At 67.4% G+C, this 13,273-nt stretch carries 11 protein-coding genes; 7 read left to right on the forward strand and 4 right to left on the reverse strand.

Annotated elements, in window-relative coordinates; all coding sequences use genetic code 11:
• The first annotated feature begins 96 nt into the window (after nt 1-96).
• The 6 genes from ELR45_RS05550 (at nt 97) to ELR45_RS05575 (ending at nt 6,274) form a co-directional block, all read left to right on the forward strand.
• Nucleotides 97-1,443 carry an extracellular solute-binding protein gene (locus tag ELR45_RS05550; RefSeq protein ID WP_165367503.1) on the forward strand — a complete coding sequence of 449 codons (1,347 nt, stop codon included), beginning with the start codon at nt 97-99 and terminating at the stop codon, nt 1,441-1,443.
• A gap of 94 nt (nt 1,444-1,537) precedes the next feature.
• Nucleotides 1,538-2,404: a carbohydrate ABC transporter permease gene (locus ELR45_RS05555; RefSeq protein WP_165367504.1), complete on the forward strand. Its 867-nt coding sequence runs from the start codon at nt 1,538-1,540 to the stop codon at nt 2,402-2,404.
• A 3-nt stretch (nt 2,405-2,407) separates the two neighbouring features.
• Entirely contained in the window at nt 2,408-3,295 is an 888-nt protein-coding gene (locus ELR45_RS05560; RefSeq protein WP_129664086.1) for a carbohydrate ABC transporter permease, read from the forward strand.
• Nucleotides 3,292-4,233 carry a sugar phosphate isomerase/epimerase family protein gene (locus tag ELR45_RS05565; RefSeq protein WP_129664088.1) on the forward strand — a complete coding sequence of 314 codons (942 nt, stop codon included), beginning with the start codon at nt 3,292-3,294 and terminating at the stop codon, nt 4,231-4,233. Before ELR45_RS05560 ends, ELR45_RS05565 begins: the two co-directional genes overlap by 4 nt.
• Before the next feature lie 50 nt (nt 4,234-4,283).
• Nucleotides 4,284-5,249 (forward strand): fumarylacetoacetate hydrolase family protein, encoded by a 966-nt coding sequence (locus ELR45_RS05570; protein WP_129664090.1) that lies wholly within the window; start codon nt 4,284-4,286, stop codon nt 5,247-5,249.
• Between the two features lie 2 nt (nt 5,250-5,251).
• The gene (locus tag ELR45_RS05575; RefSeq protein WP_129664092.1) at nt 5,252-6,274 is read left to right on the forward strand and encodes a hydroxyacid dehydrogenase; all 1,023 of its coding nucleotides are present in this window, start codon (nt 5,252-5,254) and stop codon (nt 6,272-6,274) included.
• A gap of 70 nt (nt 6,275-6,344) precedes the next feature.
• Here ELR45_RS05575 and ELR45_RS05580 read toward each other — a convergent pair whose 3' ends face one another.
• Nucleotides 6,345-8,585 carry a sialidase family protein gene (locus ELR45_RS05580; RefSeq protein WP_165367505.1) on the reverse strand — a complete coding sequence of 747 codons (2,241 nt, stop codon included), beginning with the start codon at nt 8,583-8,585 and terminating at the stop codon, nt 6,345-6,347.
• A 357-nt stretch (nt 8,586-8,942) separates the two neighbouring features.
• Between ELR45_RS05580 and ELR45_RS05585 the strand changes: the two genes are divergently transcribed.
• A complete protein-coding gene (locus ELR45_RS05585) occupies nt 8,943-9,326 on the forward strand; it encodes a VOC family protein (protein ID WP_129664096.1) in 384 nt (127 codons plus the stop codon).
• A 42-nt stretch (nt 9,327-9,368) separates the two neighbouring features.
• Here the strand turns inward: ELR45_RS05585 and ELR45_RS05590 are convergent, their stop codons facing one another.
• The 3 genes from ELR45_RS05590 to ELR45_RS05600 all read right to left on the reverse strand — a co-directional run.
• Complete coding sequence (locus ELR45_RS05590; protein WP_129664098.1) at nt 9,369-11,021, reverse strand: amidohydrolase; 1,653 nt, start codon at nt 11,019-11,021, stop codon at nt 9,369-9,371.
• 207 nt (nt 11,022-11,228) lie between these two features.
• Entirely contained in the window at nt 11,229-11,399 is a 171-nt protein-coding gene (locus ELR45_RS05595; RefSeq protein ID WP_205856076.1) for a hypothetical protein, read from the reverse strand.
• On the reverse strand, nt 11,396-13,273 hold a 1,878-nt coding region (locus ELR45_RS05600; protein WP_129664100.1), incomplete at its 5' end, for a glycoside hydrolase family 127 protein. The genes ELR45_RS05595 and ELR45_RS05600, both read right to left, overlap by 4 nt.

A 13,273-nucleotide genomic window follows, 5' to 3' on the forward strand; every position in this document is an offset into this window, starting at 1 on the left:
GAACGCTCCGTCCAGGAGCCTCCGCACCGCGGAAGGAGAGATCCCGTGACACACAGCGTCAACGCACCATCCATGAGTAGGCCCATAAGTAGGCCCATGAGCAGGCGCGGCTTCATGCGCGGCGTCCTCGGTACGGCCGCCGGCGCGGGTGCGCTCGGCGCGCTTTCCGCCTGTGGAGACGACGGCGGATCGTCGTCCTCCTCGGACGGCGACAGTGGCCGGCTGGTGTTCTGGCACAACTACACGCAGGAGGCGCGCGTCAACTTCATGCGCGACGTCGCCGACCGGTTCGAGGAGAGCCACCCAGACACCACGGTGGAGATCGAAGTGGTCCCGTTCCCCCAGTTCCCCACCAAGTGGCCGGCGGCACAGGCGGCGGGCAACCTACCCGACGTGACGACGGTGCTGCCGACGGTGGCGGTGTCCATGTGGCAGGCGGGCGCTCTGCACCCGATGGAACCGGTCCTCGAGGAGCTCGGCGGGACCTCCGCGTTCAGCCCCGGTCTCCTCGACCGTTCCGCCATGTACGAGGACCAGCACATCCTGCTGCCGCACTACGTGCACAACCGGCTCCTGGCGCACCGCACCGACATCCTCTCCGAAGCCGGCGTGAGCTTGTCGGAGCGCCCCTCCTGGGACGAGGTCCTCAGCGCGGCTCAGGCGACCACCAAGGAGCCCGACCAGTTCGGCTGGATGCTCAAGCTGTCGGCCTCCGACACCGGCGGCGGGTATCTGCTGTGGATGCTGACCCGCTCCGCCGACGGCAAGTTCTTCGACGCCGACGGCACGGCGATGCTCGATACGCCGGAGGTGAAGCGGGCGACCGAGTTCCTGGTGGAGCTCGGGCGGACGGCGAGCGGACCCGGCCAGGTGAACTACAACATCAACGACAACTTCTCGCTGATCAACGCCGGGACCACAGTGCTCGCCGAGGTCTCCGGAGCCGAGATCGGCATCGCCGCGGTCGATGCTCCGGACATCGCGGACAAGCTGGCGACGACGTTCATGCCGACAGACGTCCAGCCCGGACACCAGATGGGGGCGGTGTCACTCGCGTTGCCGAAGGGCAACAATCCCAGCCTGGCACAGGAGTTCGCGGCCTTCCTCTACGCGGAGGAGAACTACGTACCGTTCCTGCACACGATCCCGCTGTTCATGTTCCCGGCACTCGCCTCCGCGAACAGCCCGGAGTTCTTCGACGAGCCGACCATCGCGAAGTACGAGACGACCGCGCAGCAGACACTGACCGGGGTGGAGGAAGGAAGCCCTCCGGGCTTCGAGGACGGCCCGAACCCCTACGCAGGGCCGGTCTTCAACAGCCACGTGATCGAGCAGATGCTGCAGAACGTCCTGGTCGGTGGTGCCGACGTGGACAGTGCCCTGGCGACCGCCAACCAGACTGTTCAGGCGACTCTCGATGACATCTCGTCTCGCCTCGGCTGAGCGGGCGCCCGCCCACAGCGAGGAGCCGGCTCCGGGTTCGCCCGGGTCGGCTCCGCCGGCCGCCCGTCCGTGGTATCGCGCCCTTCTGAGCTGGATGGACCACAGGACGCATCTGCTGATGGTGATACCCGGCGTCGGACTGCTGCTGGCTATGGTCGCCTACCCGGTGGGCTTCAACGTCTGGAACAGCTTCACCGACCGGAACCTGAGCTTCCCCACGTCCGAGTGGGTGGGGCTGGCCAACTACGAGCGGGTGCTGACCGACGCCGCGTTCTTCTCGGCGATCACCCGGACGCTCGTGTGGACGTTCAGCTCCGTGGCGGGTCAGCTGCTGCTGGGCTTCATCGGAGCCGTGGCTCTGCAGGCTGTTCGCCGTGGGCAAGGACCACTGCGGCTGGGCCTGATCATCCCATGGGCGTTTCCGTCGATCGTGCTCGCGTACTCGTGGAAGTTCATGCTCGATCCGATCGTCGGCGTCGTCAACGACGTGTCCATGCGGGTGGGGCTGATCGACCAGCCGGTCGCCTGGCTCGGGAACGAAGCCACCGCGATGCCGGCCGTCGTGGCCATGAACATCTGGTTCGGCTTCCCGTTCATGATGGTGGCGCTGCTGGCCGGGCTGCAGACCATTCCGGTGGAGCATTACGAGTCCGCCCGTGTGGACGGCGCGAACTTCTGGCAGGAGCTGCGCCACATCACCCTGCCGGGCCTGCGCCACGTGATCGGCGCGCTGATCGTCCTGCGCAGCATCTGGGTGTTCAACAATTTCGACTTCGTCTACCTGACGACTGGCGGAGGTCCGATCCGCGTGACGGAGACGCTGCCGGTGTACGCGTTCCAGATCGGCTGGACCAACTACGACATCGGGCGGATGGCGGCGGTGTCGGTGGCGATGCTGGGCGTCCTCGTCATCATCATCGCGGTCTACCTCAAGGTGCTTCGCGTGGACAAGGAGGACTAGACGATGGCCACCGCAGTCGCCAACGCCAGCACCGGACCCGCGCGGACGCGGCGCCCGAAGTGGCGCAAGGACCGGCGCCGGCAGCTGGTCGGCTACGCCGTCCTCACGCCGCTCATCGGTTTCGCCGTGTTTCCGCTGCTCTGGATGGCCGCGTCGTCGGTCAAGACCCCGGAGGAGCTGTACACGTTCCCGCCTACGTGGATTCCGGACGGAGTCGACTGGGGCTTCTATCGGCGCGTGCTGGAGGGCACCCAATTCACCGACTTCATGGTCAACAGCGCCGTCGTCGGGATCGGCAGCACCGCCATCGTCGTCGTGCTGTCCGCGATGGCCGGGTTCGGACTCGCTCGGGGCGGCTTTCCGGGGCGGCTGTTCGTGTCCCGTAGCGTCCTGGTGGCGTACGTGTTCCCGACCATCCTGTACGCCATCCCGCTGTTCACGGTCATCTCGGGGATCGGGCTGGCCGGCACCTACCCGGGCATCATCATCGTCCACGTCGCCTTCAACTTCCCGTTCTGCACGTGGCTGATGATGCAGTACTTCCGGAGCCTGCCGAAAGAAATCGAGGAAGCGGGACGGGTCGACGGGCTCACCCACATGGGCATCTTCGTCCGGGTGGCCATTCCGCTGGCCGCGCCCGGGCTCGCCACCACCGCGATCTTCGGCTTCATCAACAGCTGGAACGAGTTCCTGCTGTCGTTCGTGATCCTCGGCGGTGGTGAGCGGCGCACGCTGCCCGTCGGCATCTACAACTTCGTCGGCAGCGAGGTGGCCGACTGGGGACCGCTCATGGCGGCCACCACGCTCGCCGTGGTCCCGACCCTGGTGTTGTTCCTGGTGATCCAACGGAAGATCACCGGCGGCCTGACCGGAGGGGCGGTCAAGGGATGACCGGGACAGAGCCGGGCGCGGACACACAGCCGGGCACAGGCACACAGCCGGGCACCGTGGCGCCGTCGCGTCGGTGGTCGTTGTTGCTGCACTCGATGGCCACACCCGACGTAGGCCCGGTCGGATGTCTGGAGTCCGCCCACCGACTCGAGCTCGACGGCATTGAGCTGATCATCGACGACGAGTACCGATGCGGGCTGCGGCCGGCGGCCAGCAGATCGGAGGTGAACGGGGTGGCCGGCGCGGCAGCGGATCTGGGACTGCGCGTCGCCGCGCTGTGTCCCTATACCCGGGATATCGACGCGGAGTCCGAGTCGGACCGGTGGCGAGCCGCCGACGAGCTTCGCCGCGCCGTGGATCTGGCGGCCGAGCTGGGCGCCCGGCACATCCGGGTGCTCGCCGGACGCGACCGGCCCGAGCCCGAGCGAGCGGCCGCGTTGGCTCGGGCCTCCCAGACGCTGGGCGAGGTCGGCGTCTACGCCCAGCTAGCGGGGGTCAACCTGAATGTGGAGAACCACATGGACACCCTGGCCACGAGCGCGGCCACGACACGTGACCTCGTCGCCGCTGCCGCAAGTCCGACGGTGGGCATCCTCTACGACCAGGCCAACCTGGCGATCATGAGAGCCGAGGATCCGGCCACGGCGTACCTGATGCAGGAGCCGTTCATCCGCCACGTCCATCTGAAGAACTTCCTGCCCGCCGAGGGCGGACGCCGACCTGTCGGGCTGGACGCCGGAAAGGTCGACTGGCGCGCAGCCCTACTCCTGCTCGACGGCTACATCGGCACCATGACCTTCGAGTACGAGCGGCGCTGGTTCTCCGACCAGCTGCCACCCGTGGAGACCGTGCTGCACCGCGACCGGGACCTGGTGCTGCGCACAGCCGCAGAGCTGGAGCGCACCACGTCACGTATCGATCGGAAGCCCGGCGTGTGAACGGGCAGCCCTCATTTCCTTCACTTCACCGACCCGACGCGAGGAACCCGATGCGCTTTCTGTCCTACCGCTCGCCCGACACTCCTGGCGCCGCGCCACCGTGCTGGGGATACCTCGACCTCGGTCCGGGGGACGCCGCTCCGCCCGACCCCGCGTCCGCGCCGCCGACGCCCGTCGTCGACGTGACCCGGATGGCGACGAGAACGGGCCGGACATACCCGACCAGCGTGCGGGCGCTCGTCGAGATGGCACCGGAGGAACGCTCCGCGCTGTTCGAAGCCTGGCGTGACCAGGTGCAGGACACCCGAGCAGCCACCGTGCCACTGGGCGAGCTCCAGGTGCTGGCGCCGATCCCCGAGCCGCGCCGCAACGTCATCGCCGTCGGAGCCAATTACCGCGAACATGCCGACGAGTCGCCGTACTCCCCCGGGCTGCCGGACCGTCCGATCTTCTTCACGAAGGCCACCACCACCGTCACCGGCCCGGGGCCGGTCGTCGTCGATCCGCGGCAGTCCACCCGCGTCGACTGGGAGGTGGAGCTCGGCGTCGTCGTCGGCGCGCGGGCGCGCTCCCTGACCCCCGCTACCGCGCCGGATGCGGTCTTCGGCTATCTGACCGCCAACGATCTCTCCGCCCGTGACCAGCAGCACGAGCGCCCGGAGGGCCAGTGGTTCCTCGGCAAGAGTCTGGACGGCTTCTGTCCTCTCGGGCCCTGGCTGGTGACCGCCGACGAGGTGCCCGACCCGCAGGACCTCAGCCTGTCCCTGACGGTGAACGGGGTTCCGAAGCAGCAGTCGAGCACGGCACGGATGGTGTTCGACGTCACGGATCTGCTGGTGGAGCTATCCCGGTTCATGACGCTGTTGCCCGGTGACATCGTCATCACCGGCACCCCGGCCGGCGTTGGCGACGCCCGGACGCCACCGGAGTACCTGCACGACGGGGACGTCGTCGTCGCCGAGGTAGAAGGCATCGGGCGGCTACGCACGACCTTCACGACGGCGCCGGGAGCGTGACCGTGGCAGACCCGATTGTCGTGGTCATGTCCGAGGAGCTGCGTGCCAGGATCTTCACCGAGGCAGACTGGGACCGGCTCGGTCGGGCCGGTGAGCTGTCGTGGGTGAGCGACGTGTCATCGTCCGCATCTGTTCGCACCGTCCTCGCAGACGCACGCATCTGCGTCACGGGATGGGACACCCCGCCCCTGCCGGCGGCCCTGTTCGACGACTCGCGTCCGGGCTCGCATCACGGTTCACATCGGCTGGAGCTGGTCGCACACACCGGGGGCTCAGTGCGGCGCCTGGTGCCGGCCGTCGCCCTCGAGCATGGGGTGCGGATCACCCAGGCGTCGGCGGTGCTGGCCGAGGCGGTAGCCGAGTTCGCGGTCATGTCCATCATCGCCGGCCTGCGTGACGTCGTCCCCTTCGCGTCCGCGATGCGCGACGGGGAGACATGGTCGCGGCTGGTTGAGCGACCGCCGGGGCGGCTGCTGCGTGACCAGGTGGTGGGGATCGTCGGCGCCAGTCGCACGGGCCGCGCCACGCTGCACCGGCTGCAGCCGTTCGGCTGCCGGTGCCTCGTCGCCGACCCGTTCTTGACCGAGGACGCGGCGGCCGACCTAGGTGTCCAGCGGGCGACACTGGAGGAGCTGGTTGAGCGGGCGGACGTCGTGTCCCTGCATGCTCCAGTGCTTCCCGAGACGCGCGGCATGCTGGGCCGGGGTCTGATCGGCCGGCTCAAGCCGGGCGCGCTCGTCGTCAACACGGCACGCTCCGCACTCGTCGACAGCGCCGCTCTGCTGGAGGCCGCCGCCGCGGGTCGCATCCAGGTGGTGGCCGACGTCTTCGACGACGAGCCGCTTCCGGCGGACAGCGAGTGGCGTCGATGCGTCGGTGTCGTCACCACACCGCACATCGCCGCCCTCACCGTCGAGACGCTTCACGAGCAAGGGGCGGCCACCGTCGACGAGGTGCTGCGGTTCGTCAACGGCGCGCCGCTCCAGCATGAGGTGACGCGCCAGGCGTACCAGATCAACGCCTAGCCCATGATCATCAACGGTGAGCCCACCTATGACCGGCCCAACCGTTGATGATCATGGGCGTGGTGGCAGGCTAGCGGATCTCACAGGTCACGCGCATCCAGTCCATCTGGAAGGCCGACGCGTCGCCGTTGTTTCCGGACGACCAGAGCCGTACGGCCGGATCGCTGTCCCGATCCTGGATGGTCCAGCTGGCGCCGGTGTCCGCACCGTTGCGGAACAGCTTCGCCTCGCCGCCACTCGACGTGTCGACCCGCCACGAGGCCCGGTCACCGGCGTTGTTCCGCTGATAGATCCGGCTCCATGACGACTCGCCCTTCTTGATGGTGTAGACGCCGTCTTGCTGGATCGCCAGCATGAGCCGGCGGCTGCGGTTCGTCACGCTCATCGCGAGGCTGGCGCCGAAGCCGTTGGACTGGTTGAGCGTGCTGTAGTCCGTGACCTCAGCACGGAAATCGACCGAGAAGTCGCACCGGTCCGGCAGCTCCTTCGAGATTGCATTCTGACCCGTGGACGGGCTGGCGATCCGCAGCTCACCCGCCGGGTTGATCGAGCCTCCGGCCTGGAACGCATCCCAGCCGGTGAGGTCGTTCCACATGGTGGAGACCAGGTTCTCCTCCACGCTCACCCAGTTGACGCTGGCACCGGCGGGTTCCGTACTCGTGCCGGACGTGGAGAGCGTGGTGCGGATCGGCTCCGAGCTGAGTGGCGTCTGCCACTCGACATCGGTGTCGATCGAATCGAGGTAGAGCTGGGCCGTGCCATCCGGCTGGACGACCACCCGGTAGTGGTGATCACCGGTGCCGATGCTGGTGGCGTGCACGAGCTGCCAGTCTGACGACCCGGCCACCTTGGCGTAGATGCCGTCCGATTGCACCGTCATGGCCAGCAGCCGGCTGCCGTTGGCCACCTCGAGCTTGAGGTTCGCCCCGGTTCCGGTGGCCGGGTCGAGCGTCGTCGCCGAGGTGATCTTGCCGCTGAACGCGGCGATGAACGTGCCCTGGTACGCGTGCTCCTGCTCGACCGACGTCGTCGTCCCGGCCGCGTTCGACAATTCCAGCCGTCCGCTGGTCACCCCGGCGGAGCCGCCATTGGCAGCCGTGTCCCACGAGATCGTGTCTCCGTCGTCCCAGTTCTCGTTGATCCCGGTGAACGCGTCGGAGATGTCGAGTTTCGCCACCTTGATCGCGGACGTGTCATGCTCCCACACGACGAAGTACTTCCCAGGGGCGTACTCGTCCGCCATCGCATACGTGTCCCAGCCCGCGCTGTGCGGGCGGTCGACGACCTCAGGGCCGTCGGCCAAGAACCGGCCCGGACCCCACGGCTGGTCCGGCTTCTTCACTTTGTAGTTCAGGATCGCCCGGAACTCCTCCGGCCGGGTCTCGATGGGACTGGGGAACCGCCCGCCCATCGTGTTGTAGATGGCGAGATACTGACCGTTCGAGTCCTTGGTGACGTAGCCCTTCGTGCCCATGTTCGGGATGTTGGTGTCCAGCTCCAGCGGGGACCAGGTGAGCCCGCCGTCGGTGCTCTCCGTCCGGGACGTGTAGACCGGCCCGGTCACGTAGTCCTCGGCCGGGAAGGCGACACGGTTGAACATGATCAGCTTGTTCGGGTCGTCCTGGTCTACGACGAGCTGGTTCTCACCCGACCTCGTGTCGAGCGGATCCGGCGCGTATGATCCCGCCGTCCAGTTGACCATGTCGGTCGACCGCATGACGGCAACCTGCCCGCCTTTCCAGAACGGCACGGTGTGGTATCCGTTGTGGTAGAGGGGACGACCCGCGACCACGAAGCCGTCCGGGACATTGGCGAACGACACTGCGTGGTCCTGCCAGGTCTGGCCGCCGTCGGTGCTCTTCTTCATGAAGTTGGTGACCGGCTGGCCATTGTGCGAGCTGGCAGGCGCCCGGCCGAGAAACGCGTACAGGTCACTATCCACGCGGTAGAGGATGACGTAGTGCCACCCGTGCGTGGAATCCTTCGCGGCGAGCGTCTTCGGTGCGCTCCAGGTCTGCCCGCCGTCAGTGGAGTTGGCGTATTTGATGGCGCCGTTGTCGAACTGTCCGGACGTGTTGCCCTCGCGCCAGGCGGTCACGACATTGGTCGGGCTGGTCGAGATGATGTCTGGGGTCCGGATGCCGTCCCCATCAAGCAGAGTGGTATCCGAATGGACGGTTACTTCGCTGGTCAGACTCTCGGCGTTGGCTCGCGGCGGGCCACTGAAGACCATCGCAAGCAGGCTGACGATCGCCCCGAAGGTCCCAAGGGCGAGAAGGCGCGGCTGAAGTCGCCGACGGACGTTCTTCATCGTAGAGGACACCCTTTCCGTGAGGTACAGACATGGCGACGGGGCGGGTGTCTCGGGTGGGCCGCGGTCCATTCGCAGCACAGACATCGGGGGTGTCCGTTCTCGTGGCTGGCGTCGGCAAACCCCCGTGCGAGAGAATGTATCATTAATTTACACTCAATTGCCCACTCTAGAAGTTTTTTCTTCTCCACCGGCGTTTGGGTCTTGATCCGGCCCTGACCAAACGTTGACCCGCTCCCCGCAGAGTGTCGGAAGCGCAGATCTCAAGCCTCGCCGCCAGCGAGGTGGACGCGACAGCGCCAGGCCGAAACTCAATGCGCAGTTCGACAACGAGCGCAGAGATCAAGGAGGAAGATCATGCTCACCGACGCGCCTGTCACCACCATCCTGCCGGTCAACGACCTATCCCGCGCCGCGGCTTTCTACCGCGACCAACTTGGCCTCGAGGACCTCGGGGAGTCACCGGGCGGCAACTGGGCACTGCGCACGACAGCCGGCGCCCGGATCGAGCTGATGGCCGCCGAGCAAGGAGCTCAGAGCAAGCACACGGTCATCAGCTTCGAGGTCGAGGATCTCGGTGGCCAGATCGTCGAACTCGAAGGCAAGGGGGTGAAATTCGAGGACTACGACGAGCCGTTCAAGACCACCGGCCACGTCGCGACCATCGACGGTCACCAGGCAGCATGGTTCACCGATACCGAGGGCAACTTCATCTGCCTGCACCACGAAGCACCGAGCTGACCGAACGATGTCGCCGTGTTACTGGACGCATGCAGGGCACGGCTACTGGCAGGGGAAGTCCATGCCGCCGACCATGGTGCCCAGCACGCGGATCTCCGCCAGCCGTTCGGGCGCCTCCACACACTCGTACGGGTCGGTGTCGAGGACGGCGAAGTCGGCGTACTTCCCGGCCTCGATGGTCCCCACCTCGTGGTCCATCTTGAGCAGGTAGGCGCCGCCCACAGTGATCGCCTGCATGGCTTGATCGAGTGTGATCCGCTCGTGCTCGCCGATGGCTGAGCCGGACGGGGTGCGGCGGGTGACCGCGTACATCGCGGTGAGCAGCGGGTTGAGTGGCGTGACCGGGGTGTCGCAATGCAGCGAGATCGGCACCCCGGCGCGCAAGGCCGTCGCAGCGGCATTCATCCGAGTGGCTCGGTCCACGCCCACGGTGACGTCCCGATGCTGGTCGCCCCAGTACCACAGATGATTGGAGAAGATGTTCGCGCAGGCACCGAGCTCGGCCATCCGCCGGTACTGCGCCGGAGTGCTCAGCTGGGAGTGTGTCACGGTGTGCCGGTGTCCCGGCCGCGGGCTCTCGCGCAGCACGTCCGCGAGTGTGTCGAGGAAGACCTGGGTGGCTTCGTCACCGTTGCAATGCACGTGGATGAGGAGCCCGGCCTGGTGATAGGCACGGAACGCCTCGGCGTAAGAGTCCGGGTGCTGAACCCAGATGCCGTTCTCCTCACGGTCCAGGTAACCGGGTGGCTGCAGCCTGGCGGTGAAGCCCTGGATCGAGCCATCGAGCATGAGCTTGACCCCGCCGTACCGCATCTTGGGACCGCTACTCCCCCGCAACTGCACGATCCTGCGGGCGGCGTCGACGTACGACGGCACGGCCCCGCCCGCCAGGAACTGTGAGATCCGGCCTGGGAAGTCGCCGGCATCGACGACGGATCGCCAGCGGCGCACGGCGTCGTCGCTGGCCGGCTCAGGGCTGTTCAGGTCGGTCAGCGTCGTCGCGCCGACGGTGCGTGCGCCGGCCGCAAAGGCGTGGATCGCATCCTCGTCCATCGAGATCAGCTCTTCCCACCGGTGGAACAGCGAGCTCAGCGCCATCGCTCTTGGCTCGCGCAGCTCGCCGGTGAGACGCCCGGCACCGTCGGTGACAACGCCGTCGGTCGTGGCCGACGCGTCGATACCGTCCAGCGCCAACGCGGCGGAGTTGAGGGTGAGCACGTGCAGGCTCGCGTGCATCACCATCACCGGGCGGGTGGACGACACCCGGTCGAGATCGGCGACGCCGAGGCGCTCTCCCGGGAGATGCAGCGGATCCAGTCCCCATGCGAACAGCGGCCGGTTCGGATCCTCCAACGTCGCCTCGGCACGGGACAGCTCGGCGATGACGTCCTGCAGACTGGTGCACGCCGCAGACCACCGGCCGTCGGGCATGATCCGCGGGAAGTAGCCGACATAGGCCGCGCGCCACATCGCCCCCGCCATGGCGTGCGAATGCGCCTCGACGAAGCCGGGCATCAGCACCCGATCCTCATAGCGCCGGTCCACCCGGGCAGGGCCGTATCGCTGGAGCTCGTCCACGGTCCCGACCGCACGGATCCGGTCCCCCGCCACGGCCACGGCTTCCGCCGTCGGCCGTGCCGGGTCCATGGTCCGCACGAGCCGAGCTGGATAGACAACGACCTCTGCTCGCGCCATTCGCGGCTCCTCCTCCGGGCTGATCGACGACGAACGCCACATTGCCACGCAACGCAACGATGCCGCCGCCCGGACCGGCTCGTTGGTCACCGCAGGCTAGCCAGGCACACCAACACTGGAACCTTTTCCGGGTTCCTTGCCTCATGTAACGCATACCGCGTTGACCGAAGGGCCAAGCGTTACATGAGGCAAGGAACCCCGGCGTGATCAGCCCTTGATCGAGCCGGAAGCAAGGCCGGCGACGTAGTAGCGCAGCAGTGCGACGTACAGGATCACGCACGGAATCATCGCCACCACCGCTCCGGCGGCCAGAAGCCCGAAGTTAACCTGCCCGAACGTTCCCTGTTGCAAGCCCTCGCCCGCGGTGAGCACGGTCACTGGCTCACGGGGATCCAGACCCGCATCGGCCCCGGCCCACGGTTTGCCCACGCGTAGTAGGGGATCGCGGTCAGCGTGACCGGCCGTTGCCGGCCCTCAACACTGCCGCTGGCACGAACGACGGTCACGCCACCCAGCAGGTCGGGGCGGTGCTCGACCTCGAATCCGGTCTCCGCATCGATGCGGACGTCGTCCACGATGGCCCCGGCCTCCTGATCCACCTGCTCGAGCGCATACACGAACGGTCCACGTTCGATGGCGACGCAACCGCGGACCGCGTCCACCCGGTGGTCGGCGACGGTCAGCCTCGGCTGCATCGGCAGCTCCAGGACAACCTCGTCACCCGCAGTCCATGTCCGGCTCACACGCGAGTAGCCACCCGCCGTCACCGGCCGGCCGTCGAGTGTCGCATCGGTTGCCCACGCAGGGATCCGCAACGCGATCTCGACGTCGCGTGCCGGCGCGGATGCGACCCGTAGCCGCACCGCACCATCCCACGGATACTCCGTCTCCACGTCGAGCACCAGGGCATCGCCGTCCATGGGAACACGGACGGCACCGGCGGCGTACTGATGGATCTGCACACCCCGGTGGTCCGCCGTCGCCACATGGCCGGCGAGGCTGGAGAAGGTTCGCATGATGTTCGGCGGGCAGCATGCGCAGGTAAACCAGCCTCGCCGGCCATGGGCGGGGCTGCGGTTCTCGTCCGGATGCGCATCGCTGCGTAGCTGAAGCGGGTTGACGTAGAAGTACTCCGTCCCGGCCAGCGAGACCCCCGCCAGGAACCCGTTGAGCAGCATCCGCTCGATCTGGTCGGCGTAGCGGGCCTCTCCGGTCGCGAGCAGCATCCGCCAGGCCCACTGAACTCCCCCGATGGCCGCGCACGTCTCTGCGTATCCGCGGTCGGTGGGCAGCTCGAACGGATCACCGAACGCTTCGCCCTCCCAGCGCGAGCCCAGACCACCCGTGACGTACTGCTTCGACCGCTCCATCGAGTCGTACTGGGTGGACAGCGCCTTCAGCAACTCCTCGTCGCCGGTCTCAACTGCGACATCCGCGGCGCCGGCGCCCAAGTAGACGGCACGTACGGCGTGGCCCTCGACAGTCCGGGCTTCCCGGACCGGGACCCGATCGGAGTAATAGGTCGGTTCATTGCCGTAAGACTCCATCAGGCCGTGGCCACGGGCCTGGACGAAGAAGCGGGCGAGGTCGAGATACGGCCGGTTCCCGGTCTCCCGGTAGAGCTCGACGAGTGCCATTTCCACCACCGGATGCCCGTCGACGTCGCGGCGCTTGCCGTCGCCGAAGGTGGCGGCGAGGTGGTCGGCCAGCTTGACAGCGACGTCGAGCAGGTCCGTGTATCCGGTGCCGCGGACTTGTGCGACCGCGGCTTGAATCAGGTGGCCTGCGCAGTAGTGCTCATGACTCCATGGCAGATTGCCGTAGCGCTGAAACTCTCGTGCCTGCATCACCGAGTCGAGGTAGCCGTCGTCCTGCTGGGCGGCGGCGACGAGAGCCGTCACCCGAAGCTGTTCGGCCAGGAGCTCCTCATCGGGTTCACGCGCGTACTCCCACGCGGCCGCCTCCAACCACTTGTACACATCTGAGTCGGCGAAGATCGGGCCTATCGCGTCGCCGTCCGACCGTCCGGCCGCGATCTCGAGGTTGGCCAGGTTCCCCGCCTCGCCCAGCTTCGTCAGTCCTTCCGGTATCGACGCGGCTCGGTTGGCCTGGGCGCGTTGGTGCCATAACCCTGAGGTGATCTGGACCGCATGCGGCCCGAGCGGCCGCAGGACGGTCCAGGCGTCTCGGGTGGGTGCAGCCGGGCCACGCTGAGCCAGGTGAGAGGCGAGAGTGGTGGACTCCTGGGACAT

The sequence above is a fragment of the Phytoactinopolyspora endophytica genome (assembly GCF_004138495.1).
In the GTDB taxonomy this organism is placed as follows: Bacteria; Actinomycetota; Actinomycetes; order Jiangellales; family Jiangellaceae; genus Phytoactinopolyspora; species Phytoactinopolyspora endophytica.

Coding starts and splice junctions, on each gene's coding strand:
- ELR45_RS05550 (WP_165367503.1), top strand. CDS start 97: ATGAGCAGGCGCGGCTTCATGCGCGGCGTCCTCGGTACGGCCGCCGGC.
- ELR45_RS05555 (WP_165367504.1), top strand. CDS start 1,538: ATGGACCACAGGACGCATCTGCTGATGGTGATACCCGGCGTCGGACTG.
- ELR45_RS05560 (WP_129664086.1), top strand. CDS start 2,408: ATGGCCACCGCAGTCGCCAACGCCAGCACCGGACCCGCGCGGACGCGG.
- ELR45_RS05565 (WP_129664088.1), top strand. CDS start 3,292: ATGACCGGGACAGAGCCGGGCGCGGACACACAGCCGGGCACAGGCACA.
- ELR45_RS05570 (WP_129664090.1), top strand. CDS start 4,284: ATGCGCTTTCTGTCCTACCGCTCGCCCGACACTCCTGGCGCCGCGCCA.
- ELR45_RS05580 (WP_165367505.1), bottom strand. CDS start 8,585: ATGAAGAACGTCCGTCGGCGACTTCAGCCGCGCCTTCTCGCCCTTGGG.
- ELR45_RS05585 (WP_129664096.1), top strand. CDS start 8,943: ATGCTCACCGACGCGCCTGTCACCACCATCCTGCCGGTCAACGACCTA.
- ELR45_RS05590 (WP_129664098.1), bottom strand. CDS start 11,021: ATGGCGCGAGCAGAGGTCGTTGTCTATCCAGCTCGGCTCGTGCGGACC.